Genomic DNA, 25,374 nt, shown 5'->3' with positions numbered 1-25,374 from the left:
GGGGTGGGTGGCGAGCGCCTCACCGGGCCGGCCTGCCGGCCCGTGCAAGCGGCAGCGTCTGCAGGCGCTCGGCAACGACATTGCGGATCGCCTGCGGCGCGTCCAGTTCGTCCAGCATGCGCGGCCAGTTGGCATGTGCCAGCGCGACGGCTTCCCTGACGGCGGCGGTCGCAATGCGCCGCGGGACGCCGGCCTTCTCCGCGATGGTCTCGTACGTTGCCAGGGTTTCTTCACGCTGCCGCTTGTCGATGGCAACGTTCTGGCCATAGGTCGCAAAGCCGGGAAGCGCGGCCACGCAGACGATGTCGTACGCCGGTGACAGTTCCGGCAGGACCCCGTTGTGATAGGTCACCGAGAAGTTCTTCAGGTGCGCATCGCTGTTGCCGATCAGCGTGTTGACCGCCTGGCGCAGGAAGAACTGCCGCGCATGCTCGACCCCGCTCGGGCTCAGGCGATACAGGGCGGCAACGAGCTGAATGTAGCTCTCGATGCCGGCGTACTTCTTCGCTGGCATCCTGCCCAGCATCTGGCAGCCGTCTTCGGCGTGCACACGCCCGGCCGGGGTGCGGTCAAACCTGTCCACCGCAAGGTAGTGCAGGTTTTCGCCCAGAGATTCAACCAGTCCCTCGGCCTCGATGGTCGAGACTGGCAGCACTCTGGTCGGCGCGACATGGACGCCGGCGGCGGCCGCAAGCTGCATCGAGATCGATTCGTTGAACACCTGCGAATCATCGTTCCTGGCAGGAAGCTTGGCGATGATGTCGGACAGCCTGCCCTTGGCTGGCAGGGTGTAGCGCTTGTCCTGCAGCACCGTCGACAGGGCCAGCTTGTTCTGCACGCCGGACACCGAGGCCGCGCCCTGGGTGGCGCCCTCCACCACGGCAATTTCCAGGTTGTCCGCGCCGCCGGTCACGCCATACGTCCGCGCATACTCCGGCAAGGCGCCGATGTCCGCCGGCACGATGACGACGGCCCCGGGGAGATCATTGCCGGCCGATGCCAGGATGCCGAAATCGTCCTTGTCATCGGGATTGCTCCGCGTTGCCTCGAGCCGCTTGCGCAGTTCGCCCTCGGGCAGCAGGCCGGCAAAGTAGGGCGGCAGTTCATGGCCCGTGCTGTAGACGGCAGGATGAAAGGGGTTGTCCAGCACCTCGGCGGTGGCCTTGCGGCCGGCCTCGGTCGGGACGCTGATCGACAGGCTCAGCGTGGGGCGGCGCGTGTCGCCCCGAAAGGCTTCGGATGGCACGAACCGGACATTGCCGCTGGCCTCGCACAGGTAGCCGCATAGCTGGTCGTAGAGCCGGACCTCAAGAAAGCGCGGATGCAGTTCGTAGCTCATTCCTGGTCCAGGAAGATGTCGACTGCGCTGCGGGCACTGCGGTCGGGCCCGCTGCCTTTGCCTTCCAGGACTTGCCTGACTTCCTGTGCCCGCTCGTTGGGCACCAGGACCCATTCCGCGTCCAGGGCGGCCGCCAGGGCTTCGAGGGTGGATGCGCGGCTGTCCTTCTTCCCCAGCAGGATCGCCGACAGGTTCTGGCTTGCCATGCCCAGCACCCGCCCGATCTCGGTCAGGGTCTTGCCTCTGGCTTCCCGCATGTCGCGGCACTGAGAAACTAATGACATAGCATTATTTCACTGATGTATGCATGTTCTAGTATGATACATCGGCGCGCCGATATCCAGGTGTGTATCATTCGATAGTAGCTATATCTCTAGAAAATAATACTATCGAATTATTTTCTATTGCGAACCGCCGCCCGGCATGAAACCGGGTGGAGCAAATGAAGACGGCCGCCGCCCGCCCGTCTCACTTCCCCGGGGTCCCCCAAGCCACCCCTTGCCGCTACCCCTTGCGCTGGCACCAGATACTGTATAAATATACAGTTATCGTAAACCTACTAGTTCCTCGCCCTCCCCGGCGAGCGACACCAACTCCACATGACTGCGCAATCGCACGCAGCCCCGCCCATGACGGCGGAGGGCCTTCTTTTCCCAGCGCCGGCGCCCCCGGAGCCTGCCCCGTCTGCCCCGGCCTCGCGCCAGCAGGCGCTGTCGGCGCTCGAGCAGCGCTATCCCGGGCTGTGGCGGGCCGGCCAGCTGGGCCGTGCCGGCGGTGCGGCGGTATGCCCGACCGGATATGACGCGCTGTCGGCCGAGCTGCCCGGCGGCGGCTGGCCGGCGGGCGGGCTGACGGAGCTGCTGACGGCGCAGGGTGGAGCGGGCGAGCTGCGCCTGCTGCTGCCGGCGCTGCGCGCGCTGGCCGGGGCCGGGCGCCGTATTGCGCTGGTGGCGCCGCCTTACCTGCCCAATGCGATGGGGCTGGCCGCGGCCGGCCTGCCGGCGCGCCAGCTCTACTGGATGCGCCCCCCGGCCGGCGCCGGCAAGGCCGCGCAACAGGCCGACATGCTGTGGGCGGCCGAGCAGGTGCTGCGCAGCCAGGCCTTTGGCGGCGTGCTGGTCTGGCTGCCCGCGGCCCGCCCCGAGGCGCTGCGCCGTCTGCAGGTGCTGGCGCAGGCCGGCGACGCGGTGGCATGGGCGCTGCGTCCGGCCACGGCGCTGCGCGAGTCGTCGCCGGCGGTGCTGCGGCTGCTGCTGGCGCCGCTGCCCGGCAATGTGCTGTCGATCACCTTCCACAAGCGGCGCGGGCCGGTGCGGGACACGCCGCTGCTGCTGCGCCTGGACGGGATGGCGGCGGCCACGCGCGCAGCCGCCTGGCCTGTCCCGGCAGGTGCGCCTGCCTTGTCTGAATCGTCTTCTCCATCTTCTTCCGATGCCGTACTGGATCGCGGTGCACCTGCCGCGCCTGCCCCTGGACGCCCTGCAGCCCAACTGGCCTGAGCTGGCGCCCGCCGTGAGCGCGTCTGCCGCCACCGCCACGCTGCACCATGCGCTGCCGGTGGCGGTGATGGCGCGCGAGCAGGTGGTGCTGGCCAACGGCCCGGCGATGCAGCTCGGCGTGCGCTACGGCATGCGCCGCGGCGGCGTGCAGGCGCGGTCGGCCGACATCGTGCAACTGGAGCGCGACCTCGCCGCGGAAGCATCGTTGATGGAGGCGGTGGCGCTGGCGCTGCTGCATTTCACGCCGGGCGTGTCCGTCGACGAGGAACCGGAGTCGGCCACGGTGATGCTGGACGTCACCGCCAGCCTGCGCCTGTTTGGCGGCCACCGCGCGCTGTGCCGCGCGGTGCGTGCCTGCGTGCGCCAGCTTGGCACCTTTGCCCAGGTGGGCTCAGGCCCGACCGCGCACGGCGCCGCGTGGCTGGCGCGCCAGCCACTGCGGCGCACGCGGCGCGGCGTGGTGCGGCCCGGGCGCCGCGCGGTGGGCATGGCGCGCCTGCACCGGCTGCTGGACCGCCTGCCGGTGGAGGCGCTGCACACGCTGGCCGATCCGGCCTGGCTGGACGGCATCGGCTGCCGCACCCTGGGCGAGGTGCGGCGCCTGCCGCGCGCGGGCCTGACGCGCCGGCTGGGCCCGGCGCTGCTGGCGCGGCTGGACCAGGCCTATGGCGAGGCGCCGGCGCGCTTCGTCTGGTTTGTGGCGCCGCCCGCGTTTGCGCAGCGCATGGACCTGCCGGGCCGCATCGAATCCGCCGAGGGCGTGCTGGCCGGCGCGCAGCGCCTGCTGCTGGCGCTGGCCGGCTGGCTGGCAGTGCAGCAGGCCGGCGTCACGCGCTGCGTGCTGGTGCTGGAGCATGAGCGCTACCGGCGCGGCGTGGACACCGACGGCACCGAGGTGCCGGTGGGCCTGGCCCAGCCCAGCCGCGATCCCGCGCACCTGTCGCGGCTGCTGCGCGAGAAGCTCGACAAGCTCAACTTCCACGCCCCCGTGACCGGCCTGGCGCTGCGCGTTGAGGCGATGGCCGCATGCGTGCCGCAAAGCGATGCGCTGTTCCCCGAGCCCGGCGGCACGCCGGAAGACCTGGGCCGCCTGCTCGATACGCTGATGGCGCGGCTGGGCCGCGACAACGTGCTGCAGCCGCGGCCGCTGGCCGACCACCGGCCCGAGCGCGCCAACCGCTGGTGCCCGGTCGACGAACCCGGCGGCAACAAGGCCGCCAGCCTGCCGGGCCCGCAGCCGGAGCGCCCGCTGTGGCTGCTGCCGCAACCGCTGCCGCTGCCGGTGCAGCGCCACCGGCCCTGCCACGGCGGCCCGCTGGCGCTGCTGAGCCGCCCTGAGCGCATCGAGGCCGGCTGGTGGGACGGCGCGCTGGCCACGCGCGACTACTTTATCGCCGAGCGCGCCGACGGCCTGCGCTGCTGGATCTTTCGCGAACGTCCGGGCCATGCGGCGCAGGACGAGGGCGGCGAGTACCGCTGGTTCCTGCATGGGTTGTTCGCATGAGCGCGCTGTCCTTGCCTGCCTCGCTGCCGGGTTTGCTGCCGGCGCTGCCGGATTACGTGGAGCTGCACTGCATCTCCAACTTCACCTTCCTGACCGGCGCCTCGCACCCGGGCGAGCTGATCGAGCGCGCCTTCGGCCTGGGCTACAGCGGGCTGGCGCTGACCGATGAATGCTCGGTGGCCGGCACCGCGCGCGCGCACGATGCCATCGAGACCCTGCGCAAGCGCCTGCACGACGCGGTGGCGCGCAGCGCCGCACGCGGCGAAGAGAGCGTGGATGAGCCGCTGCTGGACCATGACGAAGAGCCTGACGCCGGCGCTGACGATCCCCATGCCCACGCCAGCCGCCACCAGCGGCTGCAGGCGCTGGCCCGCGCCGCCGATGCCTTCTCGCTGCTGATCGGCAGCCGCTTCAGCCTGACCCCGGCCGATGGCTCGGAGCGCGCGCCGCTGCGGCTGGTGCTGATCGCCCAGCACCGCGAGGGCTTTGGCAACCTGAGCGAGCTGATCACGCTGGGCCGGCGGCGCGCGCAGAAGGGCACCTACCGGCTGCATCCCGAGGACCTGGCCGCGCCCGCCGCCGACGAAGCGCACCTGCGCGGCATGCCCGGCTGCGTGGCGCTGCTGCTGCCCGACTATTGCGCCGATCCTGAACTGCTGCGCGAGCAGGCCGAGTGGTGCCGCGCGGTCTTCGGCGAACGTGCCTGGATTGCGCTGGAGCAGCTGCAGGGCCATGCCGACGCGCTGCACCGCGCGCGCCTGGAAGCGGTATCGGCCCAGACCGGCGTGCCGCTGGCGGCGGCCGGCGCGGTCACCATGCACGTGCGTTCGCGCAAGCCGCTGTCCGATGTGCTGGCCGCGATCCGGCTGGGCCAGCCGCTGGCCGAATGCGGCATGGCGCTGGCGCCCAATGCCGAGCAGCACCTGCGCATGCGCCAGGTGCTGTCGCGCCTGTACCCGCGCGAGGCGCTGGCGCAGACGCTGAAGATTGCCGAGTCCTGCGATTTCTCGCTGGGGATGCTGCGCTATGAATATCCCGAGGAACTGGTGCCGGCCGGCGAGACGCCGATCTCCTACCTGCGCAAGGAGGTCACGCGCGGCAAGCATGAGCGCTTTCCCAACGGCCTGAAGCCGGAGTGGGAGAAACAGCTCGAAGAAGAACTGCAGCTGATCGAAGAAAAACATTACGAACCCTTCTTCCTGACCGTGCACGACATCGTGCGCTTTGCGCGCGGGGAGGGCATCCTGTGCCAGGGCCGCGGCTCGGCCGCCAATTCACTGGTGTGCTTCTGCCTGTATGTGACCGAGGTCAGCCCCGAGCAGGCCAACCTGCTGTTCGGCCGCTTCCTGTCGCGCGAGCGCGATGAGCCGCCCGATATCGACGTGGACTTCGAGCACCAGCGGCGCGAAGAGGTGATCCAGTACATCTACAGGAAATACGGCCGCCACCGCGCCGCGCTGGCGGCGTCGCTGATCACCTACCGCTCGCGCAGCGCATTGCGCGACGTGGGCCGCGCGCTGGGCATCGACGCCAGCGTGGTGGAGCAGGTGGTCAAGGGCCAGGCCTGGTGGGACGGCGGCCGCGGCTTTGTCGAGAAGATCGCCCGCTACGGGCTCGATCCCGAATCGCCGGCGGTGCAGCAGTGGGCCAGCCTGACCGCGCAGCTGCGCGGCTTTCCGCGCCACCTGTCGCAGCATGTGGGCGGTTTCGTGATCGCGCAGCACAAGCTGTCGCGGCTGGTGCCGATCGAGAACGCGGCCATGGCCGACCGCAGCGTGATCCAGTGGGACAAGGACGACCTGGAGTCGCTGGGCCTGCTCAAGGTCGATGTGCTGGCGCTGGGCATGCTGTCGGCGATCCGGCGCGCGCTGGAGATGATCCCCAACCCGGACCTGGCGCGCGCTGCATTGCCGACGCGGATGGAAGACATCCCCAAGGAAGACCCGGACACCTACGACATGATCTGCAAGGCCGAGACCATCGGCGTATTCCAGATCGAATCGCGCGCGCAGCAATCGATGCTGCCGCGGCTGCAGCCGCGCCAGTACTACGACCTGGTGGTGGAGGTCGCCATCGTGCGGCCCGGCCCGATCCAGGGCGGCATGGTGCATCCCTACCTGAAACGGCGCGAGGCCTTCCGCCGCACGCAGCAGCCGCCGGCCTATTTCAACAAGGTGATCGAGAATGTCCTGGGCCGCACGCTGGGTGTGCCCATCTTCCAGGAGCAGGTGATGCAGCTGGCCATCGACGCGGCTGGCTTTTCACCGGGGCAGGCCGACCAGCTGCGCCGGTCGATGGCGGCGTGGCGGCGGCGCGGCGACCTGCGCCAGCACCAGGATGCGCTGGTGCGCGCGCTGACCGGCAACGGCTACCCGGAATCCTTCGCGCTGGCGATCTGCAAGCAGATCGAGGGGTTTGGCGAGTATGGCTTCCCCGAGAGCCACGCCGCCAGCTTCGCCAAGCTGGTCTATATCAGCGCCTGGCTCAAGTGCCATCATCCGGCCGCCTTCCTGTGCGCGCTGCTGAACAGCCAGCCGATGGGGTTCTATTCACCGTCGCAACTGGTGCAGGACGCCAGCCGCAATGGCGTGCAGGTGCTGCCGGTGGATGTCACCATCAGCCGCTGGGACAGCACGCTGGAGCCGGTGGAGGCCGATGTCGCCGACGCGCAGGCCCGCACCAGGCCGCAGCATCCGCGCGTGCGCCTGGGCCTGGGCCGCGTCAAGGGCATGCGCGAAGCGGCCGCGCTGCGCATCGAGGCCGCGCGCGCCCAGCGTCCGTTCGACAGCGTCGAAGACCTGGCACTGCGCGCCAGCCTGGACCGGCACGACATCGACGTGCTGGCCGCCGCCGACGCACTGGCGCCGCTGGCCGGCAACCGCCGCCAGGCCCGCTGGCAGGCCCGCGCCGCCGCCGCGCATGCCGCGCACCGCGACCTGCTGTACGAAGCGCCGCCCGCCGAAGCCGCGCTGGCGCTGCCCGCGCCCCGGCTCGGCGAAGACGTGACGGCGGACTATGCCAGCCTGGGCCTGTCGCTCAAGTCGCACCCGCTGGCGCTGCTGCGGCACAAGCTGGCGGCGATGCGCTTTGCCACCGCCAGCCAGCTCGCGCGCTGCGCCAACGGCCGCCGCGTGCGCGCCTGCGGCATCGTCACCGTGCGCCAGCGCCCATCCACCGCCAGCGGCACCATCTTCGCCACCATCGAGGACGAGACCGGCTCCGTCAACCTGATCCTGTGGCCCGACCTGGTCGAGCGCCAGCGCAAGGAGGTGCTGGGCGCCACGCTGCTGGGCGTGGTCGGCACCTGGCAGCGCCAGGGCGACGTGCGCCACCTGGTGGCCAAGGAGCTGGTGGATTTAAGTCCGATGCTGGGGCGGTTGATGGTGGGGAGCCGGGATTTTCATTGAGACGCACGGCCAGAAGCCAGGTCATGCCTGTGCGTAGAGCGGTTTACTTGCACGCCTGATTCATCGCCAGGCACCGCTTTGTTGTTCACGCAACTGTAACGAAGCGCAGGTAACGTAGCGTCCGTCCACTACCGGACACCACAGGGCGCTGCGCCCGGCCCGCGCCCCCCACACCTGGCGCTGCCGGCGCGTGCGCCAGCCAGCCTGATCGGGCTGCCCGGAATTGCCTTGTCTGCACCGTGGGCGCGCCTTGCCCGCACTCCTGAACCGCCTCGACACCACCGCCATGAAAACCCGACTGATCGCCGCGGCCTTGCTGGCCGCCACGGCGAGCCCTGCCTTCGCCCTGAACATCCTGCTGACCAACGACGATGGCCTGACCAGCAACCTGAAGGCGCTGTACGACGCCCTCAAGGGCGCCGGCCACAACGTCATCGTCAGCGTGCCCTGCACCGGCCAGAGTGGCCGCGGCGCCGGCATCGTGATGTACAGCACCACGGTCATCGTGCCCGACAACGACAAGACCCAGGTCGAGGCCGAAGGCGGCTGCCACAACGGCGCGGCGGCCACCGGCGAGCCGGCGGTGGGGCCTTTCACCAAGCCGGGCTATGCCAACGGCGATTACCACTACGCTCACGGCACGCCGGTGATGGCGACCATGTACGGGCTCGACGTGCTGGCCCCCGCGCGCTGGGGCAAGGCGCCGGACCTGGTGCTGTCCGGGCCCAACGAAGGGCAGAACGTGGGCCGCATCGTCAACAGCTCGGGCACCGTCAGCAACGCGCAGTTCGGCGCGGCGCGCGGCATTCCGTCGATCGCGCTGAGCGCCGGCACCGACTCGGTCGACAACGCCGGCCTGGCGAGCCCGGTGTCGGGCGTGGTGGCGCAACTGACCATCAAGCTCATCAACACGCTGCGTGCCAAGACCAACGGTGGTCCGCTGCTGCCGGCGGGGCTGGCGCTGAATGTCAACTTCCCGAACGCGCCGACGGCCGCCACGCCGTTCGCGTTCTCGCGGCATGGCACCTTCGACGCCTATGCGCTGAAGTTCAACGGCACCGCGCCGTACGGGCTCGGCATCGGCGCCGGCAGCGGCACGCCGACCACCGCGCAGGCCGAGGACGAGTCCGTCGTCTACAAGACCAGGACGGCCGTCACCGCCATGCAGATCGGCTTCGACCAGCGCCCCGCCGGCCAGCAATGGCTGCGCCTGCGCCTGGGTGAACTGTTCGGCCAGTGAGGCAGGTCCCGATGAAACGCCTCATTTCCCTGTTCCCCCTGGCAGCCGTGCTGGGGCTCGCCGGTTGCGGCGGCAACGACGCGTCCGACAACACCACGCCGCCCGCCACCGCGAGCGTGTCCGTCACGGACCTCGATCCGGGCGCCTACGTTGTCAGCGTGGGCGACGCCGACAACCCGACCGTCGGCAAGTACTACGCCGGCACGGACGGCAGCCGCTACCTGGCCCTGGCCGATGCCGAAGACAAGGCCACCACCATCTACCGCCGCGACAAGAACGGCAGCTGGGTCGCCGCACCGGGCGCGGACGCCGCGGCCAGCGTCAAGCTGCTGAGCCAGGCTGCCGTGCCCTCGGCGAAGGTAGAGCCCGGCAACGTGGCTGGCGCTTACACCGCGGTGCTGCCCTCGGGTGCCAGCGCAAGCTTCACCGTCACGGCAGAAGGCAAGATCGCGCCCGGCGCGTCTGCATGCCAGCTATCGGGAACGCTCGCCACGCATGCCATGCCGAATTCGCTGAGCCTCAAGCTGTCCACGTCGGCCTGCGGCACGCTGCCGGCCAGCGCCACCGGCGTGCTGGCCATCGACACCGACTATCAGCCCGCCGCGTTCCGCCTGATGGCGGACGACGGTGGCCGCGTGGTCGACTTGTGGGCGTATCGCGACTGAGCGGCGCAGCCTGGCGCGTGAAACAGGGACGACACGATGCTTGTGAAGCGCATTGCCGCCTGCAATCGGGTGCGAATGCGCTCGCCTGGAAAAATCCGTGAGCTGCTGCGGAAACCGCGGTATTGATGCCGGAAACCGGCGTCAAAACTCGGAGAAAAGTTAATGCACAGCCCGGATTTTTCTCGAAAAGGTCGATAGCCGCCGATAGCGGTGCCACAGCGTACGCATGGGTTCCGTCAGGCAGAAGCCTTCTTTTGCGAATTGTGAATTCACGTGCCCTGACGGGCGATTTATCGTCATTGACGCAGCGCTGGAACCACATCCCAGGAACATGGCGCGACCGTAAAAGGAGATGACGATGAAGCAGGCTTTCGATGGGCGGTGGCTGGCGCGCGCCAGGCTGGCACTAGCGGCGACCGGGATGGCGGGGGTGGTTGGCGTTGCCGTCGTGGTGGCCCCAGGCACAGCGCTGGCGGCATATCCCGACAAGCCGATCCGGCTGATCGTGCCGGCGGCCGCGGGTGGTACAACGGATATCGCGTCGCGCCTGGTCGGCAAGCGCATGGGCGAGTTGCTTGGCCAGCCGGTGGTGGTGGAAAACCGCGCCGGCGGAGGCGGCATCATTGGCGCCCAGGCGCTCAGGCAGTCTGCCGCCGATGGCTACACCCTGATGATGGGCAATATCGGGCCCAATGCCATCAACTACAGCCTGTACCGGCAACTGCCCTACCGCGCCGAGGACTTTGCGCCAATTACCATGGTGGTGTCGGTACCCAATGTCCTGGTCGTCAATGCCAGCGTGCCGGCCCGAACCGTGGCCGAACTGGTCGCGCTGGCCAAGGCGCAGCCCGGCAAGTATTCCTTTGCCTCCTCGGGCACCGGCCAGTCGGTCCACCTTTCCGGCGAGCTGTTCCGCAAGCGCACCGGCACTGATCTCATCCACGTTCCTTACAAGGGTGCGGCACCGGCCGTGGCCGACCTGGTCGCGGGACAGGTCACCATGATGGTGGACAATCTCCCCAGCTCGCTGCCGCATATCCGGTCGGGCAAGCTGCGCGCGCTGGCGGTGACCAGCGCCAGCCGGGTGCCCGAGCTGCCTGATGTGCCTACCATGAAGGAAGCTGGCGTGAACGACTTCCAGGTGACGGCATGGTTCGGCCTGGTGGCGCCGGCCGGCACGCCACGGGAGGTGATTGACCGGCTGCAGAAGACCGTCGCCGGCATCCTGGACGAGCCCGACATCAAGGCAAGGCTGGCGGAGCTAGGGGGTATCCCAGGCGGCGATACGCCCGCTCACTTCGGCACCTTCATCAACAGCGAGCGCGAGCGCTGGGCGCGCGTGGTCAAGGACACCGGCATTCCGCAGCAATGAACCAAGACCGGCCGGCCGGGGCATGCACGCCGCCGGCGCCGGACTGGGGCCGTTCTTTACGCCGACCGCGTATGGCACGGCCCTGGCTGAGGGCAAGGAAACGCGCGAGATCGATGGCAGGGGTTATGTGCTGGAGCAACCCTTGCGCGGCGATTTCGCGCTGGTCAAGGCGCATCGGGCGGATCGCTGGGGCAACCTCGACTACCGCTATGCGGGCCGCAACTTCGGGCCGGTGATGTGCACTGCAGCCCGACACACCATCGTCCAGGTCGATGAGATCGTGCCGCTGGGCACGCTGGCGCCAGAGCAGGTGATGACGCCAGGCATCTTCGATAATGCCAGCAAGGAGCCGGTCGCGTTGCTGGCGGGCGCTTCCATCTCCGACCATGCAATGTCCTTCGCGATGATGCGCGGCGGGCATCTCGACATCACCGTGCTGGGTGGCTTCCAGGTCTCCGCCACGGGCGACCTGGGCCAACTGGTCGACCGGCGGGCCCGACGCGATTCCCGCCGTGGGTGGCGCCATGGACCTGGTGGCGGGAGCGGCCAGGCTGTTCGTGATGATGGAGCATGTCACCCGCGACGGCCAACCCAAGCTCGTGGAGCGCTGCAGCTATTCCGTTACCGGCCTTGGCGTGGTGGACCGCATCTACACGGACCTGGCGGTGATCGACGTGCAGCCTGGCGGCGGGCTGCTGGTCACCGGCCTGGCCGAAGGCGTGTCATTCGAAACGGCGGCGGCACTGAGCGCGGCGCCGCTCATGCTGAAGCCGCAATGCCGGGTGTTGCGCTAGTGTCATACGCATGGATCCGGACGACCTGCGGCACGCTGCTTGCCTGCGTCACAGGGTTGCTGGCCATCGATGCCGACTACCAGCCTGCCGCGTTCCGCCTGATTGCGGACGATGCTGGCTGCATGGTCGACTTGCGGGCGTATCGCGACTGAGCGGCGCAGCCTGGCGCGCTAGTTCATCGCCAGGCTGCCCGCCAGCATTGACTGCCCGGAAGAGAGCTCGCGGATGGCCTGGTTCCGCGTCGCGGTAGTGGTGGTGATGGCAGCGCCCAGGCTGGCGATTTCCTGTTGCGGCACCGCAATGCGGACGTGCTTCCGGTTGGGGCGGCCTTCGAATGACCCATGAAGGGCTCAGGATTCAATCGGTCGATGCAATCCTCTGGAGGCCGGGCGCTCGCGACCAGTTCCGTGGCAGGGGCAACGGAAAACGGTATTGTCAACGCAAACAGTTATCATCGTGCCGTGCCTTGCCGGTTTCATCCGGAACACTGAATTCACCATACACTTTGCAGGTCGATTGATGCCGATTCCGTCTTGCCACCCTGGCTTCGCGCCGTATCGTCAGTCCCTGAGCGGGCGGGGCCCATGGTAAAGGGCCGCCGCGGCGCGGGCGCGGCGCCGGCCCGGAAATCGTCGTCGCAGGCGTCATCGGCCAGAACGGAGACCGCGCAGACCGCCGAGCCAGCGCCGCCGTCGCCCACCACGTCGGCGATGCTCGCGCGCATTCACAGCATGCGGGACTCGCTGGGGCCGGCCGGGCAGCGCATTGCCGATTTCGTGACCCGGTATCCGCAGACCGTGATCCATATGTCGGTCAGCGAAGTGGCCGAGCGCACCAATGCGAGCGAGGGCAGCGTGGTCGGCTTCTGCAAGAGCCTGGGCGCGACGGGCTTCCAGCAACTGAAGATCCTGCTGGCGCAGGAACTGGTGCAGGGGGTCCAGATCATCCACGAAGACCTCGAGCCCGGCGACACCTGCCCGGCGGTCATGCGCAAGATCTTCCAGAGCAACGTCCAGACGCTGCATGACACCAGCGCCGTACTCGACGTGGCCGCGATCGAGCGCGCGGTCGCCATGCTCAGGGCGGCCGAACGCATCGAGATCTATGGCATCGGCAGCGCGGCGCCGATCGCCGAGGATGCGCAGTACCGCATGCTGCGCATCGGGCTCAACGTGAAGGCGGTGGTGGATTCGCATATCCAGGCCATCAGCGCATCGCTCGCGGGCCCCAGGGTTGCCACGCTGACCATCTCGCATTCGGGCAGCACGCACGAAACCGTGACGGCCACGCGGCTGGCGCGGGAGAGCGGTGCCAGCACCATCTGCATCACCAATTTCGGCAAGTCGCCGATCCAGGCCTTCGCCGACGTCGTGCTGTTCACGATGGCGCGCGAGACCCGCTTCCGGACCGAGGCGATGACCAGCCGCCTGGCGCAACTGGCGATCATCGATGTGCTGATCGCCTGCCTCGCGCTGACGGACTACGACCACTCCGTCGAAACGCTGCGGCGTACGTTCGACGTCCTGTCGCTCAAGCGATATTGAGCCCCAGCCGACCCGCGCCGGCATCCTGACATTTTCCTGCTGCAGTTGTCGTCCAGCCTTGCTCCCGTCAGTGACGGGGGGTGCCGTTCCACGGCCAGAAAATGAGGATAATTCAAATGTAAAAACAATTGTATTGAGCAATATTCATTTGGATGTCACATCGGCCCCCTACGCTTCGAGTCGCGTCAGTCCCTTCCCCCTGGCCCTCGAACATAAGGAGTCCTCATGAACAACCCATTGTGGTCTGGCCGCGCCGCGCTGCTCGCGGCGCTTTTGTCCCTGGCCCTCACCGCATGCGGTGGCGGCGAAGATAGCAGCAGCATCACTCCCCAGGCCGTCAAGACAACCATGCAGGCGGCAGCAGCCGAAGACGCGGCAGCGTCGAAGCAGGGCATGCACTGCGCACCCTGACACATCCGCGACCCTTCCCCCATCGTCCGCTCCTACCATTCCCCCGATCATGACCAAAATCGATCGACGCACCTTCCTCTCCGGCGCCGTCAAAAGCGCTGCCGCTGCTTCGGTTCTGTCGATGCTGCCGCCCAGCATCGCCCGCGCACTCGCCGTTCCGGCTGCGGTCAATACCGGCACGATCCAGGACGTGCAGCACGTAGTGATCCTGATGCAGGAAAACCGCGCGCTGGACCATTACTTCGGCGCCATGCGCGGCGTGCGCGGCTTTGGCGACCGCTTCCCGGTGCCGGTGCCGTCAGGCAAGCCGGTGTGGTTCGAGTCGAACGGCACGCGCGAGATCACGCCGTTCCATCTCGACAGCGCGACCGTCAACGCGCTGCGCGTCTCCGGCACGCCGCACAGCTTCATGGATGCGCAGAATGCGTGGAACCAGGGCCGTTTCGGCTTCTGGGCCAAGTACAAGAACGACCATTCGATGGGCTACTACCGTCGTGAAGACATTCCGTTCCAGTACGCGCTGGCCGAGGCCTTCACGCTTTGCGACGCCTACCACTGCAGCCACGCCGGCGGCACCGACCCGAACCGCATCACCTTCATGTCGGGCTCCAACTACAACCCCGCGATGCGCGAGGCGGGGCGCAACTGCACGCTTGACGATGCGGAGGTCAACAACCTGCGCTGCAGCGTGAGCGGCAAGCTGCCCACGCCGGGCTACACCTACAAGGGTTCCGCCTTCCGGTGGTCCACGCTGCCGGAACTGCTGCAGGCAAAGGGCGTCAGCTGGCGCATCTACCAGAACCCCAATGCCAACTGGGGCGGCCTGCTGCATGGCGGGCTCGCCTTCAAGAGCTTCCGTGAAGCGCAGCCAGGCAATCCGCTCTACGACAACGGCATGAGCAGCTGGACCATCGAGCAGCTGGCCGCGCATGTGCGGGACGACACGCTGCCGGCCGTAAGCTGGATCCTGCCGACGCCGGCGCAGTCCGAACATCCGGGCGGCCCGTCGAGCGCAACCGAAGGCGCGGACTTCATCAACACGGTGCTGACGGCGCTGACCGCCAACCCGGAGGTCTGGAGCAAGACCGTGTTCTTCATCACCTTCGATGAGAATGACGGCTTCTTCGACCATATGCCGCCGGCCGCGGTGCCGTCCTACGACGCCAATGGCGTCCTGCACGGCAAGTCGACCGTCGACGTCACCGGCGAATACTTCGACACCGCCGGCAATACGGCGCTCGACGGCACCACCACCAGCGGCGAGACCATCCGCCTGCGCCCGTACGGGTTCGGCCCGCGCGTGCCGATGTATGTGATCTCGCCGTGGACGCGCGGCGGGTGGATCAACTCGCAGGTGTTCGACCACACCTCGATGGGGCGTTTCCTGGAACAGCGCTTCGGCATCACGGTGCCCGCGATCAGCCCGTGGCACCGCGCAGTGGCCGGCGACCTGACTTCCGTCTTCGATTTCAGGACGCCGAATGACCAGGTGTTCCCGACGCTGCCGGATACCAGCAACTACAAGCAGGTGATCGCCGAGCAGCTGGCGAAACCCAAGGCGGCGGCACCGGTCGTGCCGGCGTCGCTGTTCCAGGAGACTGGCACCAAGTATTCGCGCGCGCTGCCCTATGTCCTCCATGCGAGTGCGCTGGCCGAGCCCACCATCGGCAAGCTGAAGCTGATCTTCAGCAATACGGGGGAGCAGGGCGCGGTCTTCCATGTCTACGACCGGCTCCATCTGGACCAGATTCCGCGCCGCTACACGGTCGAGCCCGGCAAGATGCTGGACGATGAATGGGATGCGCGCACCACGGACAACGGGCGCTATGACCTGGCGGTCTACGGGCCTAACGGCTTCGTGCGCATGTTCAAGGGCCAGCTGCCCGCGGACGCCATGGCCGATGCCCCTGAGGTCCGCGTCTGCTACGACCTGGACAAGGGCAGTGTCTACCTGTCTGCGCGCAACGACGGCAAGGGCGCGGTCAACGGTGGCGGCAAGCCGCTGACGCTGGTGGTGACGCCCAACGCTTATCGTAGCGACGGTCCGTGGCAACTCCATATCACGGCCGGCGCCGAGGTGGAGCACCACTGGCCGCTGCAGGAGAGCGGCAACTGGTACGACTTCACGGTCACGGAAGCCGAAAGCGGATTCGAACGGCGCTTCGCAGGTCGCCTGGAGACTGGCCAGCATGGCGTGACGGACCCGGCGATGGCAACCGGGCTGGGCTAGCGTCCGGTCGCCGCGGTCTGGCCGGAATGCGTGCCGGACCGCAGCTTTGCGAGGTGATGGCATATCGCCTCGAAGCTCCGGATCTCGATGCGGATCTGCGGCTTGCACCGCTCGACCATCGGGAAGATGCAAACGGCGCGAGACCAACTGGCTCACGCCGTTTGCTTTTCAGCGCTGCTCATCCGTTGCGCGGTCAGCAGCGCTCTTCGTCAGACCAGCGCCTGCAGGCGGTTGGCGCTCTCGTCCAGTTGCTGCTTGAGCGGCAAGAGCAGGGCGTGGAGGCCGATGCCCTGGGGGATGGTGTCGCTCTGCAGGTCCAGCAAGGTCAGGAAGGACTGAAGACCGACGCTGACACGCAGGATGTCGTCGGTGACTTCAAGGATGTGGTCCTCCAGGGGGACGGCCTTGCTGGGCGGGGGTGGGGCGGCTTTGCGTGGCGACGAGCCTGGGCGCGGTCGATTTTGGCCAGGTTCTCGGCTAGTTGGGCTTGCTTTTGGGCGAGGGTGGGCTCTTGGGGAGCCGGGGTGTTGCTTTGCATGATTACCTCCAAGTGAGTGATGGAGGCTCGCAGTCCGCTGCTAACCGGGGGGGCGAGCACAGGGCCGGGTTAGTCAGTATGACTCCCCTGGAGCAAGGAGGGCTGGCCCGCCGCGAGGAATCAAACGCTCGCACATGACCGGTCAACGAAGCTGGCCGATTGGAAACGAATTTTGACATACTGGCCAGGTATGCAGGTCAGAGGGCGACTGCAAGTTTGTCCGGAACGTTACCGAACCCGTGTTCCGGCGGAGGTCGCTTGTCGGCAATTTCCGGACCCTCGCCCAACGCTTCATGAGGACATTCAGAGGTCCGCTCTGCCCTGAAAGCCGACGGATGCAACCATCTCAGATCGGACCAGGCGACCGCGACGGCCGACAGACGCTGCAACGTCCTTTCACTGAAACACCGGTGCGGTGCAAAACTCAGTGCTCACGCTCGGCGGTCAGAAAATCGCTCACAGGACCTCCCACGCAGGACTGTGAAGCGGCAAATACGCGCCGCTTACACGCGGCGATACCGTCACACGCATGAGAGCCCGTTCGGAGCCTCGCTGGAAGCTTTCCCACTCCCACCTGACACGGGTGGTAGAGGCCGCCCCCGCTTCTGGCGTAGCGTAGCGTCATTCGATCGCCCAACCGATTTTCCCAATCGGCAAGCGACATCCGCCACGTGCGGCGCGGTTTAAGCTGCCGCAGATTGAGGAGACGCATTTCATGACTGGGCTTTCCGCAGTACGCCCCGACACATCCCCCAAGTACCGGCAGACGGTGTTTCCACAGCGCCGCACGCTTGTCGATTATCGCGACGACGGTACCATCGTATTGCGCTGCGCCAATCCGCCAGCCAACTCCGCCCAACAAGGACTTGGCGAGTACGCTGCACGTTGGGCCGCGCATCGCCCGGACGTCCGTGCGTTTGCAGAACGCGACAGTCAAGGCGACTGGCGGGCCATCACTTGGGCCGAACTCTGGCATCAAATCCTGGCCGTCGGCGCGGCGCTGTTGGACCTCGGACTCGATCGCGATCGACCTCTGCTTGTCCTATCGGGCAACTCGATCGAATTGGCGGTGTTGCTGCTGGCCGCCGAACATGTTGGCGTGCCGGTTGCACCGGTTTCGCCTGCCTACTCTCTGATGAGTCAGGATTTCACGCGCCTGCGTGACGTGGCGGAACTAGTACCACCAGCAGCGATCTTCGTGCAGGACGCAGCCCCATTTGCACGCGCGCTAACCACCATTGCAAAGCCCGGCGTCCCAGTGATCACGGTACACGGCGCAACGGATGGTCAATTTCAGTGGTCCGATTTCATCGCCGCTGAAGTCACCCCCGCGCGCCGGGCTGCCGTGGAGAATGCACACGCGGCAATCCAGGACCGTGACACGTGTCGCGTGCTCCTTACCTCGGGGTCCACCGGCGCGCCAAAGGGCGTGGCTCTGTCGCATGCCAATCTGCGCGCCGTCTCCGCGTACTACCTCGGCAACTTTCGAGCGTTGCTCGACCGCCCGTCCGCGTATCTCGACTGGCTGCCGTGGCACCACGGGTTGGGTGGTGTGCTCAACCTAACGCGCGCCGTCACAGTTGGCGGCAGCCACTACATCGACGATGGACGTCCCCTACCGGGCCAGTTCGATCGTACCGTGCGCAATATGCGTGATGTGGCGCCCACAGTTTTCACTGCTGTACCCACGGCCTGGGCCCTGTTGGTCGCGGAAGCCGAAAACGATCCCATGCTCGCGCGCAACCTGCTTTCAGAGGCGGTGAACTTCTCTTATGGCGGTGCCAGCCTGTCGAAGGATGTCTGGGACCGTATCCACGCGCTATCCGAGAAGACCATTGGCGAGCGCGTGGCCTTCTGCTCCGGACTAGCCTGCACCGAGTCAAGCGGCATCGGTCTCTTTTGCGGTTGGCCTACCGAGACTGCTGGCAACATAGGCGTTCCCGTACCGGGCGTCGAAGCCAAGCTGGTGCCGCTGCCTGGCGGCGACAGTCGCTATGAGATCCGCATCAAAGGGCCGTCATTGTTCACTGGCTATATCAATCGCCCCGACCTGACCGCCGCGGCATTCGACGAGGAAGGTTTCTTTCGAATGGGCGATGCGGTACGCCTGGTCGATCCTGGCGATCCCACTCGAGGCCTGAGCTTTGCTGGGCGCGCGGCAGAGGATTTCAAGCTGGCCAACGGCACATGGGTACGCACTGGTGCGATGCGGCTGGCCCTGGTCGAGCAATGTGCACCGCTACTCAACGATGCAGTGATCTGCGGCCACGACCGCGACTACCTCGCCGCCTTGGCCTGGCCCAATGTGGCCGCCTGCCGCCAACTCGCTCCGGAGTTGGCGGACCTCGATACCGATGCTCTGGCACACCATCCAATTGTCGTTGACGCCATCCGCGCGCGACTACGTGCGCAGTCTACCAGCGCCGCAAGCCTTTCAATTCGTCGCGTAATGCTGATGGCTGAGCCGCCCTCGCTGGACGCGAATGAGATCGCCGACAAAGGCTACGTCAACCAGGCAGCCACCCGTGCGCGCCGTGCGCATCTTGTTGAAGCGCTATTCGACCCGGAGCCAGCCGCGCATATTGCCCGCACGGAGTAATCGTAATGACCCCACAGATTCTGTGATATCGATTTCGGTGCCACTGCTCGAAGAGGCGCGATTTTTTGCGCACCCCACTTCACGCGGCCCGCTCTGCCACCATGCGGAGCATGCGCGCGGTATCTCTTACAGATCTGCAAGAAGGAGAGTTGATGGCGACAGAGACCATCCAATTTCGGGAGTCCGACCTATCGATTGTTGGTGGAGTCGCGGAATTCACGCACCGGCGACCAGAACATCGCAATGCACTGACCACGGAACTGGTGCTGGACTATGCCGACATGCTCGCCCGCGTCGAGTCCGATGAGGATGTCTTCGCACTTGTCATCACCGGCGCAGGAGGTTCATTCTGCGCGGGCGGCAATTTGAAAGCAGTGAAGGAGCGCCTCGGAACAGGCGACAACGTCGCCGCGTCCATGCGCCGAAACCTGACACGCGCTCATCAGACGCTTGCCCGTCTGCGCAGTCTCGACGTGCCAGTGATAGCGGCCGTGGGCGGCGCGGCATTCGGCACGGGTATGTCGCTGGCACTCTCCGCCGATTTCCTGATGGCGTCCACGCGCGCGCGCTTCTGCATGTCGTTCGGGAAACTCGGCTTAATACCGGACATGGGAGCGTTCCACACCTTGCCACGTCTGGTCGGCATGGTGAACGCGCGCGACCTTATGCTAACCGCTCGCGTGGTGGATGCCGAAGAAGGGAAGCAACTCGGCCTTCTACATTCGGTTCACGAACCGGATTCATTGACGAGCGATGCGCTGCACTTCGCGTCCCGCTTCAGGGGGGCGTCACGACGCGCACTGGGCACAACGAAACGTCTAACAGCGATACGTCGGGGGTCCGTGAAGGCGAGCCTTGATTGTTGTTGCCAAGGTGCTTCGAGTCTTAGCGATGGCCGCTTGAAACCCGGTAGCGGCCGTAGAGGTTCCACTAGTCTGAAGGGCCGTTCAGGGTCGGGAGCGGAAGTTCGACGCCGCGGCGGAGGTCGGCGACCGACGGACTTCCGAGTTCGGCCAGAAAGCGACGGCCGGGCTCTCAGACTGAATGGCCGAAGCTCTGCCACAGCGGACGCGTGCACTATATGGAGCTTGCCGGGCCGCCGTTAGAGTTCCTCTTTCGGTTGCTTCCAGTCCCGCCTTTCAAGTCGAGCGCATTGTCACCAAGTTAAGCGCCGCCAATGGTCCTCCAGGAAATTGGTGCTGCCTTCCGCCCACATCGAGCGAACCGAGATCGATGCTGAAAAACCCAAGACGATCGATCAACGTGGCCACCTCGGCTTTGGCGTTCGCATCGTCACCCGATAAAAACAACACGCGGCGGCCACCTTCTGCTTGCGGATCGCCAGACACCAGCGCGGGTTGCAGGTGATTGAACGCCTTGACAACACGCGCGCCGGGCACGAGGTCTGCAAACACTGCGCTCGAAGAGCGGCCATGCAGGTCCGCGGGGCGAAACAGCGGGGCCTCAATTGGGTTGTTTGCGTCGACGACAATCCGCCCGCCAAATTCGGGCAGCCCGCTCAGTGCCAGTGGCAGCTGCGACCAGTTCACAGCCACCAGCACGATGTCCTGCGCTGCGGCTTCCTCGCGCGTGCCCGGGCGAATCGAAGGCCCGATTGCTTTCACGGCATCCCGAAGCGTTTCAGGCCCACGGCTGTTGGCCACCACCGCCTGGATGCCGTGGCGTGCCAGCGCCGTGGCGAACGCCATGCCTATCGCGCCCGCGCCGATGATGCCAATGGTCTTTCCGTAGCTTGCTTGCATGACGAACTCCTTGTTCAAGCGGTGAAGCCGCCATCGGCAACGATCTCGGCACCGGTCACGAAGGCTGCGTCCGGGCCGGCGAGGAATGCCACCACGCCGGCAATCTCATGTGGCTGCCCGTATCGGCCCAAGGCAATGCCGGGCCCTACGATCTCGCTAACCGGGCCGCCGGCGGGGTTCATATCGGTGTCGGTCGGGCCAGGGTGGACGGTGTTGACCGTGATGCCTTTCGGCCCCAGATCACGCACCAGACTGCGATTGAAGCCTGCAATTGCACCCTTGGTCAGCGTGTAGAGCGATGCCGTGGGAAACGCTGCGTAGCGCACCATCGACGAACCGATGTGGATCACGCGCCCGCCCGCCTTCATATGCCGCACCGCTTCCTGTGTGGCCACAAATACGCCGGTCACGTTCACCGCAATCATGCGCTCGTAGGTGTCGAACGGGATGTCCTCGATAGCGCCGCCCAGGCCCAGGCCAGCGTTGTTGACGAGGATATCGAGACCACCGAATGCGTCGACCGTCGCGGCCACGGCTCGGCGCACCGCGGCAGGATCGCCGGCGTCTGCGGCGAGCGCGATGGCCCGGCCGCCGGCCGCTTCGATCTCGCGTACCACCGTGGCGGCCTTATCCGGTGATGCACCGTAGGTCAGCGCCACGGACGCGCCGTCGGCGGCCAGGCGGCGGGCAATGGCGGCGCCGATGGAGCGCGAACCGCCAGTAACTAGGGCGATCTTGCCGACCAGGGAAAGCGTCTGTTGAGTCATTTTTAGCTCCGGTTTGGGTGAATCACAAGGTGTGAACGAAGTATGGGCGTGCGATTCCCCGGTGATTAGTCGCGAATGACTGGAATCAACTTCAAGCGATCGTGTAAGCTGAGTCGGATGGAAACCCTCGCCAACCTCGAATCCTTTGTGCGCAGTGCCGAAACCGGTAGCTTTTCGGCGGCGGGTCGCCGACTGGCCCTGACGCCCGCGGCCGTCAGCCGCAACGTGGCCATGCTCGAGCGCAATCTGGGCGTGCGACTCTTTCAGCGCTCGACACGCAAGCTGACGCTTACCGAGGCTGGCGAACGCTTCCTTGCATCCATCGGCGGCAACCTAGACGCTCTGCAAACCGCCATCGCCGCCATGTCGAACGACCACGGCGAACCGGCTGGCGTGCTGAAAGTCAGCCTGGCCCCGTCGTTCGGCATGGCTTACGTGCTGCCGTTGCTTCCCGATTTCCTGAAGCGTTATCCGGCGATCCGCCCGGAATGGCATTTCGAGAATCGCGCGATCGATTTGATTGCCGAAGGGTTCGACGCGGCTATAGGCGGGGGCTTCGAGCTGGCGCCGGGTCTCGTGTCGCGCGCACTGGCACCGGCGCATGTCGTCGCCGTGGCGTCGCCTGCGTATCTGCGGGAACGCACGCTGCCAGCCGATCCATCCATGCTGAACGTCATGGATGGCATCGTCATGCGCTCCGGACGCACAGGGCGCACGCGCCAATGGACCATGCGCGATGCCGCCGGCAACGAGGTTGCCGCGACCATGCCCGAACGCATTGTGGTGAGCGACCCGGCCGCGATGCGTGAAGCCGCGCTACTGGGGCTCGGTGTAACATTGCTGGCTGTACCTGATGTGTTGCCATGGATTGAACGTGGCGAACTGGTGCGCTTACTGCCACGCTGGTATGCCGATGCAGGCGCCATTTCGCTGTACTACCCTACGCGCACACTGATACCAACCAAGACGCGCGTATTCATCGAATACGTTGTGGAAGCATTTCGCCAAATGCAGATGGCCGAACGCCTGGCAGGCAGCCTCGGCATTTAGCGTTGCCTGCCGAGACATGCCGCTTCGGCGTCCGCTCTGGCCTCAACTTGAGTCACTCGCCAAGCTTTAATGAAGGGTAGGAGTGGGTCGGACAGCGACCGTTACAGCAGGCGCAAACTGAATCTCCCTTCACCTGAAAGGAGATCGTCATGGATACGCGAAACTCCCCCGCCGCGCCTCACGTTCCTTGGAACAAAGGGAAGCTTACGGGTCAGAAGCCGCCCTTGAAGCTCAAGGAAATCTGGGCGATCCGCACCAGACTCCAAATGTCCTCGAAGGCGCGCGAGCTTGCGCTGTTCAACTTGGCCATCGACAGCAAGCTCCGAGCTTGCGATCTGACTCGATTGCTGGTCCAAGACATATGCTACGGCGGGCACGTGGCCGCCCGAGCCACAGTCACTCAGCAAAAGACCCATCGACCGGTGCAGTTTGAGATCACCGAGCAGACCCGTGACAGCGTTGCTGCCTGGATTCGGATACGAGGACTCCGTTCATCTGACCACCTTTTCCCAAGCCGACTTCACGCCTGCGCGCAGTACAGTTGCTGCTTGGACACACTAAGATCGAGAGCACTGTCAGATATCTTGGCATCGAGGTCGACGACGCGCTTGAGATGGCGGAGCAGACTGAAGTTTGATGACATCACGGCCGGCGAGCGGTCGCTTGCGGCCAATTGCGGTCATTGATCGTGTCGTGTTCCAGGACTCTTTTGACTCCATCAACAGACGCTCAAAGCGGTCGAAGGGCCGTTGGCCCGCGCAATAGCTATAGTGCGATAGCTCACGCGGCGCTCTTCCTTAGGCACACGGCTGTAGTTGGGCAGACTCGCATGGTCGCCGTGTTCGAGAGAAGAAGCCATTGTTGCGACCGCGGAGAGTCTGATCCGGCTTGGCTTGCTCGGCCAATCAACGGAGATTACCTAGGGCAATCTACTCGGCATCAGACAGCTTTTAGCAACTCGTTGCGCTGCTCCGCCCATTTGAGAAGAGCGTCCAGAGCGGGACAGAGTGCTTGTCCCCAATCAGTCAACCGGTATTCCACCTTGGGCGGCACCTGGGCATAGAGCTTTCTTGCCACGATCCCGTCCGCCTCCAACTGGCGTAGCTGCTGCGCGAGCATCTTTTGCGAAATACCAGGGATGAGCTTCTCCAGATCAGAGAAACGCTGCACCTTGCCATCGAAAAGGTGGAACAGGATGACCAGCTTCCAGCGCCCTTCCAGCAATTTAAGCACTGCTTCGACACCAACTGCGGCCGTGTCGGGGGTGTATTCCTTTCCCATAGGTAGGTAACTTACTTTTCCGTGCGTTCTTGTTCAATAGTAAGTTTATAGCGAAAATTCCTGTATCGACACTTTGCCATCAGAGGCTCCTTGCATGGACATTTCACTACCCGATGCGGTCTCCACTTTTTTTCAGGTGAGCAATGGTGCCGCGCCTTCATCGCTGCGGCGTGCTTTTTCCGAAAAGGCCGTTGTTCACGATGAAGGCCAGACGTATCAGGGACACGAAGCAATCGAAACCTGGCTGGCGGAAGCGCAGCGCAAGTATGCCTATAGCGTAGAGCCGTTGACGTTCGTGCAAGACGACGCCCGCGTCACTGTCGTGGCTCAATATGCTGGCAACTTCCCCGGAGGTCTCGCCGACCTGAAACATGTATTCCGGCTCACGGACAACAAGATTGAATTTCTAGAGATCCACTGATGACCACGAACCGCGAACTCACGGGCAAGCGTGTGCTGGTCACGGCTGGCACGAAGGGCGTTGGCCGCGCCGTCGTCGAACTGCTCGGCGAACTCGGCGCGCGCATCCTGACGACGGCTCGTGCCAAGCCGGACTTCATTCCCGACGCCATGTTCGTCGAAGCCGACCTCACTACGCCGGAGGGTTGCGCCACCGTAGCACAGGCCATCGAAAACCGGCTGGGTGGCGTGGACGCCATCATCCATGTCCTGGGCGGATCGTCAGCCCCGGCAGGCGGTTTTGCCGCGCTGGATGAAACCGAATGGCAGAAAGAGCTGAACCTCAATCTGTTTCCGGCCGTACGACTGGATCGGGCGTTGTTGCCGAAGATGATTGAGCAACGTGCAGGCGTCATCATCCACGTCACGTCCATCCAGAATCGTTTGCCCTTGCCGGAATCGACCACGGCTTATGCTGCCGCCAAGGCTGCACTGTCCACGTACAGCAAGAGTCTGTCGAAGGAAATCACGCCTAAGGGCGTGCGCGTCGTGCGCGTGTCGCCGGGCTGGGTGGAAACCGAAGCGGCAGTTGCGCTGGCAGAACGGCTTGCCAGCCAGGCCGGTACGGATTACGAAGGCGGCAAGCAGATCATCATGGATGCGCTGGGTGGCATCCCGCTCGGGCGGCCGTGCAAGCCGGCGGAAGTCGCCGACCTGATCGCCTTTTTGATCTCGCCGCGTGCGGCGGCGATCAGCGGGGCAGAGTACGTGATCGACGGTGGAACCATTCCCACCGCGTAAGACTGATCCATCTGGACACCGACACGATTCTGCAGTACTCATCGCCCGGGCACCCTATGCGTCCTGGTGTACCGCCGCTGGGTTGGGGCGTGCGCCCCGCGCCGCGGGAGCCGCTGCCATCCGGCGTTGACCCCTGACGGGCGAGTCGTAAGGCTGTCGGTTTCCATCGCC

Annotated in this window: 23 protein-coding genes and 3 pseudogenes; 18 read left to right on the top strand and 8 right to left on the bottom strand. The window is 65.8% G+C overall.

The features are described from left to right. Positions 1–19: 19 nt before the first annotated feature. Positions 20–1,339, bottom strand: a complete 1,320-nt coding sequence (locus AC3WVS_RS10670) for a type II toxin-antitoxin system HipA family toxin (RefSeq protein WP_492318602.1) — start codon at positions 1,337–1,339, stop codon at positions 20–22. Next, positions 1,336–1,596: a helix-turn-helix domain-containing protein gene (locus tag AC3WVS_RS10665; protein WP_010809785.1), complete on the bottom strand. Its 261-nt coding sequence runs from the start codon at positions 1,594–1,596 to the stop codon at positions 1,336–1,338. Before AC3WVS_RS10665 ends, AC3WVS_RS10670 begins: the two co-directional genes overlap by 4 nt. 372 nt (positions 1,597–1,968) lie before the next feature. Between AC3WVS_RS10665 and imuA the strand changes: the two genes are divergently transcribed. From imuA to AC3WVS_RS10620, 9 genes and pseudogenes are all read left to right on the top strand, one after another. Next, positions 1,969–2,838 carry a translesion DNA synthesis-associated protein ImuA gene (imuA, locus tag AC3WVS_RS10660; protein ID WP_492318601.1) on the top strand — a complete coding sequence of 290 codons (870 nt, stop codon included), beginning with the start codon at positions 1,969–1,971 and terminating at the stop codon, positions 2,836–2,838. Next, the gene (locus tag AC3WVS_RS10655; protein WP_492318600.1) at positions 2,771–4,342 is read left to right on the top strand and encodes a Y-family DNA polymerase; all 1,572 of its coding nucleotides are present in this window, start codon (positions 2,771–2,773) and stop codon (positions 4,340–4,342) included. Before imuA ends, AC3WVS_RS10655 begins: the two co-directional genes overlap by 68 nt. Continuing rightward, a complete protein-coding gene (locus tag AC3WVS_RS10650) occupies positions 4,339–7,749 on the top strand; it encodes an error-prone DNA polymerase (RefSeq protein ID WP_492318599.1) in 3,411 nt (1,136 codons plus the stop codon). Before AC3WVS_RS10655 ends, AC3WVS_RS10650 begins: the two co-directional genes overlap by 4 nt. Positions 7,750–8,035: 286 nt before the next feature. Further along, the gene (locus AC3WVS_RS10645) at positions 8,036–8,989 is read left to right on the top strand and encodes a 5'/3'-nucleotidase SurE (protein WP_492318598.1); all 954 of its coding nucleotides are present in this window, start codon (positions 8,036–8,038) and stop codon (positions 8,987–8,989) included. 11 nt (positions 8,990–9,000) lie between these two features. Beyond that, entirely contained in the window at positions 9,001–9,654 is a 654-nt protein-coding gene (locus tag AC3WVS_RS10640) for a hypothetical protein (RefSeq protein WP_492318597.1), read from the top strand. 352 nt (positions 9,655–10,006) lie between these two features. Then, a complete protein-coding gene (locus tag AC3WVS_RS10635; RefSeq protein WP_492318596.1) occupies positions 10,007–11,026 on the top strand; it encodes a tripartite tricarboxylate transporter substrate binding protein in 1,020 nt (339 codons plus the stop codon). Between the two features lie 22 nt (positions 11,027–11,048). Then, a pseudogene (locus AC3WVS_RS10630) lies at positions 11,049–11,357 on the top strand (3-oxoacid CoA-transferase subunit A); the annotation flags it as partial. 3 nt (positions 11,358–11,360) lie between these two features. Continuing rightward, positions 11,361–11,820, top strand: a pseudogene (locus AC3WVS_RS10625) (CoA-transferase); the annotation flags it as partial. Further along, the gene (locus tag AC3WVS_RS10620; RefSeq protein ID WP_492318595.1) at positions 11,820–11,972 is read left to right on the top strand and encodes a hypothetical protein; all 153 of its coding nucleotides are present in this window, start codon (positions 11,820–11,822) and stop codon (positions 11,970–11,972) included. The pseudogene AC3WVS_RS10625 and the gene AC3WVS_RS10620, both read left to right, overlap by 1 nt. 18 nt (positions 11,973–11,990) lie before the next feature. Here the strand turns inward: AC3WVS_RS10620 and AC3WVS_RS10615 are convergent, their stop codons facing one another. Continuing rightward, positions 11,991–12,116, bottom strand: a complete 126-nt coding sequence (locus tag AC3WVS_RS10615) for a hypothetical protein (protein ID WP_492318594.1) — start codon at positions 12,114–12,116, stop codon at positions 11,991–11,993. A 197-nt stretch (positions 12,117–12,313) separates the two neighbouring features. After that, positions 12,314–12,544, bottom strand: coding sequence for a hypothetical protein (locus AC3WVS_RS10610; protein WP_492318593.1), 231 nt, complete (start codon positions 12,542–12,544; stop codon positions 12,314–12,316). Between the two features lie 7 nt (positions 12,545–12,551). Between AC3WVS_RS10610 and AC3WVS_RS10605 the strand changes: the two genes are divergently transcribed. The 3 genes from AC3WVS_RS10605 (at position 12,552) to AC3WVS_RS10595 (ending at position 16,005) form a co-directional block, all read left to right on the top strand. Further along, on the top strand, positions 12,552–13,364 hold the full coding sequence (locus AC3WVS_RS10605) for a MurR/RpiR family transcriptional regulator (protein WP_492318592.1): 813 nt from the start codon (positions 12,552–12,554) through the stop codon (positions 13,362–13,364). Between the two features lie 225 nt (positions 13,365–13,589). Then, positions 13,590–13,775 (top strand): hypothetical protein, encoded by a 186-nt coding sequence (locus AC3WVS_RS10600; RefSeq protein WP_492318591.1) that lies wholly within the window; start codon positions 13,590–13,592, stop codon positions 13,773–13,775. 49 nt (positions 13,776–13,824) lie between these two features. Beyond that, positions 13,825–16,005, top strand: a complete 2,181-nt coding sequence (locus AC3WVS_RS10595) for a phosphocholine-specific phospholipase C (protein ID WP_492318590.1) — start codon at positions 13,825–13,827, stop codon at positions 16,003–16,005. A gap of 209 nt (positions 16,006–16,214) precedes the next feature. On the opposite strand, the gene AC3WVS_RS10590 is transcribed toward AC3WVS_RS10595, so the two are convergent. Continuing rightward, on the bottom strand, positions 16,215–16,364 hold the full coding sequence (locus AC3WVS_RS10590) for a DUF1484 family protein (RefSeq protein ID WP_492318689.1): 150 nt from the start codon (positions 16,362–16,364) through the stop codon (positions 16,215–16,217). A gap of 894 nt (positions 16,365–17,258) precedes the next feature. On the opposite strand from AC3WVS_RS10590, the gene AC3WVS_RS10585 reads away from it, so the two are divergent. Further along, the gene (locus AC3WVS_RS10585; RefSeq protein WP_492318589.1) at positions 17,259–19,142 is read left to right on the top strand and encodes a feruloyl-CoA synthase; all 1,884 of its coding nucleotides are present in this window, start codon (positions 17,259–17,261) and stop codon (positions 19,140–19,142) included. Positions 19,143–19,294: 152 nt separating this feature from the next. Continuing rightward, complete coding sequence (locus AC3WVS_RS10580) at positions 19,295–20,248, top strand: enoyl-CoA hydratase/isomerase family protein (RefSeq protein WP_492318588.1); 954 nt, start codon at positions 19,295–19,297, stop codon at positions 20,246–20,248. Between the two features lie 33 nt (positions 20,249–20,281). Here AC3WVS_RS10580 and AC3WVS_RS10575 read toward each other — a convergent pair whose 3' ends face one another. Further along, on the bottom strand, positions 20,282–20,905 hold the full coding sequence (locus AC3WVS_RS10575; RefSeq protein ID WP_492318587.1) for an NADPH-dependent F420 reductase: 624 nt from the start codon (positions 20,903–20,905) through the stop codon (positions 20,282–20,284). 14 nt (positions 20,906–20,919) lie between these two features. Further along, the gene (locus AC3WVS_RS10570) at positions 20,920–21,672 is read right to left on the bottom strand and encodes an SDR family oxidoreductase (protein WP_492318586.1); all 753 of its coding nucleotides are present in this window, start codon (positions 21,670–21,672) and stop codon (positions 20,920–20,922) included. 117 nt (positions 21,673–21,789) lie between these two features. On the opposite strand from AC3WVS_RS10570, the gene AC3WVS_RS10565 reads away from it, so the two are divergent. Beyond that, positions 21,790–22,722, top strand: a complete 933-nt coding sequence (locus AC3WVS_RS10565; protein ID WP_492318585.1) for a LysR family transcriptional regulator — start codon at positions 21,790–21,792, stop codon at positions 22,720–22,722. A gap of 149 nt (positions 22,723–22,871) precedes the next feature. Then, positions 22,872–23,359, top strand: a pseudogene (locus AC3WVS_RS10560) (site-specific integrase). A 302-nt stretch (positions 23,360–23,661) separates the two neighbouring features. Here AC3WVS_RS10560 and AC3WVS_RS10555 read toward each other — a convergent pair. Next, positions 23,662–24,003: a winged helix-turn-helix transcriptional regulator gene (locus AC3WVS_RS10555; protein ID WP_018312229.1), complete on the bottom strand. Its 342-nt coding sequence runs from the start codon at positions 24,001–24,003 to the stop codon at positions 23,662–23,664. A gap of 94 nt (positions 24,004–24,097) precedes the next feature. On the opposite strand from AC3WVS_RS10555, the gene AC3WVS_RS10550 reads away from it, so the two are divergent. Both AC3WVS_RS10550 and AC3WVS_RS10545 read left to right on the top strand, forming a co-directional pair. Further along, on the top strand, positions 24,098–24,424 hold the full coding sequence (locus AC3WVS_RS10550) for a nuclear transport factor 2 family protein (RefSeq protein WP_492318584.1): 327 nt from the start codon (positions 24,098–24,100) through the stop codon (positions 24,422–24,424). Then, positions 24,424–25,203, top strand: coding sequence for an SDR family oxidoreductase (locus tag AC3WVS_RS10545; RefSeq protein ID WP_018312231.1), 780 nt, complete (start codon positions 24,424–24,426; stop codon positions 25,201–25,203). Before AC3WVS_RS10550 ends, AC3WVS_RS10545 begins: the two co-directional genes overlap by 1 nt. Positions 25,204–25,374 lie beyond the last annotated feature (171 nt).

The sequence above is a fragment of the Cupriavidus sp. CPT47-8839-RL05A genome (genome assembly GCF_058792255.1).
The sequence above is the reverse complement of the archived record's forward strand: the minus strand, read 5'-3'. Positions and strand labels throughout refer to the sequence as shown.

What these genes read in the sequence shown, in the direction of transcription:
- AC3WVS_RS10555 (WP_018312229.1), bottom strand. Translation starts at nt 24,003, where the DNA reads ATGGGAAAGGAATACACCCCCGACACGGCCGCAGTTGGTGTCGAAGCA.
- AC3WVS_RS10645 (WP_492318598.1), top strand. Translation starts at nt 8,036, where the DNA reads ATGAAAACCCGACTGATCGCCGCGGCCTTGCTGGCCGCCACGGCGAGC.
- AC3WVS_RS10595 (WP_492318590.1), top strand. Translation starts at nt 13,825, where the DNA reads ATGACCAAAATCGATCGACGCACCTTCCTCTCCGGCGCCGTCAAAAGC.
- AC3WVS_RS10665 (WP_010809785.1), bottom strand. Translation starts at nt 1,596, where the DNA reads ATGCGGGAAGCCAGAGGCAAGACCCTGACCGAGATCGGGCGGGTGCTG.
- AC3WVS_RS10600 (WP_492318591.1), top strand. Translation starts at nt 13,590, where the DNA reads ATGAACAACCCATTGTGGTCTGGCCGCGCCGCGCTGCTCGCGGCGCTT.
- AC3WVS_RS10655 (WP_492318600.1), top strand. Translation starts at nt 2,771, where the DNA reads ATGCCGTACTGGATCGCGGTGCACCTGCCGCGCCTGCCCCTGGACGCC.
- imuA (WP_492318601.1), top strand. Translation starts at nt 1,969, where the DNA reads ATGACGGCGGAGGGCCTTCTTTTCCCAGCGCCGGCGCCCCCGGAGCCT.
- AC3WVS_RS10580 (WP_492318588.1), top strand. Translation starts at nt 19,295, where the DNA reads ATGGCGACAGAGACCATCCAATTTCGGGAGTCCGACCTATCGATTGTT.
- AC3WVS_RS10565 (WP_492318585.1), top strand. Translation starts at nt 21,790, where the DNA reads ATGGAAACCCTCGCCAACCTCGAATCCTTTGTGCGCAGTGCCGAAACC.
- AC3WVS_RS10575 (WP_492318587.1), bottom strand. Translation starts at nt 20,905, where the DNA reads ATGCAAGCAAGCTACGGAAAGACCATTGGCATCATCGGCGCGGGCGCG.
- AC3WVS_RS10610 (WP_492318593.1), bottom strand. Translation starts at nt 12,544, where the DNA reads ATGCGCGCGAGCATCGCCGACGTGGTGGGCGACGGCGGCGCTGGCTCG.
- AC3WVS_RS10605 (WP_492318592.1), top strand. Translation starts at nt 12,552, where the DNA reads ATGCGGGACTCGCTGGGGCCGGCCGGGCAGCGCATTGCCGATTTCGTG.
- AC3WVS_RS10585 (WP_492318589.1), top strand. Translation starts at nt 17,259, where the DNA reads ATGACTGGGCTTTCCGCAGTACGCCCCGACACATCCCCCAAGTACCGG.
- AC3WVS_RS10650 (WP_492318599.1), top strand. Translation starts at nt 4,339, where the DNA reads ATGAGCGCGCTGTCCTTGCCTGCCTCGCTGCCGGGTTTGCTGCCGGCG.
- AC3WVS_RS10670 (WP_492318602.1), bottom strand. Translation starts at nt 1,339, where the DNA reads ATGAGCTACGAACTGCATCCGCGCTTTCTTGAGGTCCGGCTCTACGAC.
- AC3WVS_RS10640 (WP_492318597.1), top strand. Translation starts at nt 9,001, where the DNA reads ATGAAACGCCTCATTTCCCTGTTCCCCCTGGCAGCCGTGCTGGGGCTC.
- AC3WVS_RS10570 (WP_492318586.1), bottom strand. Translation starts at nt 21,672, where the DNA reads ATGACTCAACAGACGCTTTCCCTGGTCGGCAAGATCGCCCTAGTTACT.
- AC3WVS_RS10550 (WP_492318584.1), top strand. Translation starts at nt 24,098, where the DNA reads ATGGACATTTCACTACCCGATGCGGTCTCCACTTTTTTTCAGGTGAGC.
- AC3WVS_RS10635 (WP_492318596.1), top strand. Translation starts at nt 10,007, where the DNA reads ATGACGATGAAGCAGGCTTTCGATGGGCGGTGGCTGGCGCGCGCCAGG.
- AC3WVS_RS10545 (WP_018312231.1), top strand. Translation starts at nt 24,424, where the DNA reads ATGACCACGAACCGCGAACTCACGGGCAAGCGTGTGCTGGTCACGGCT.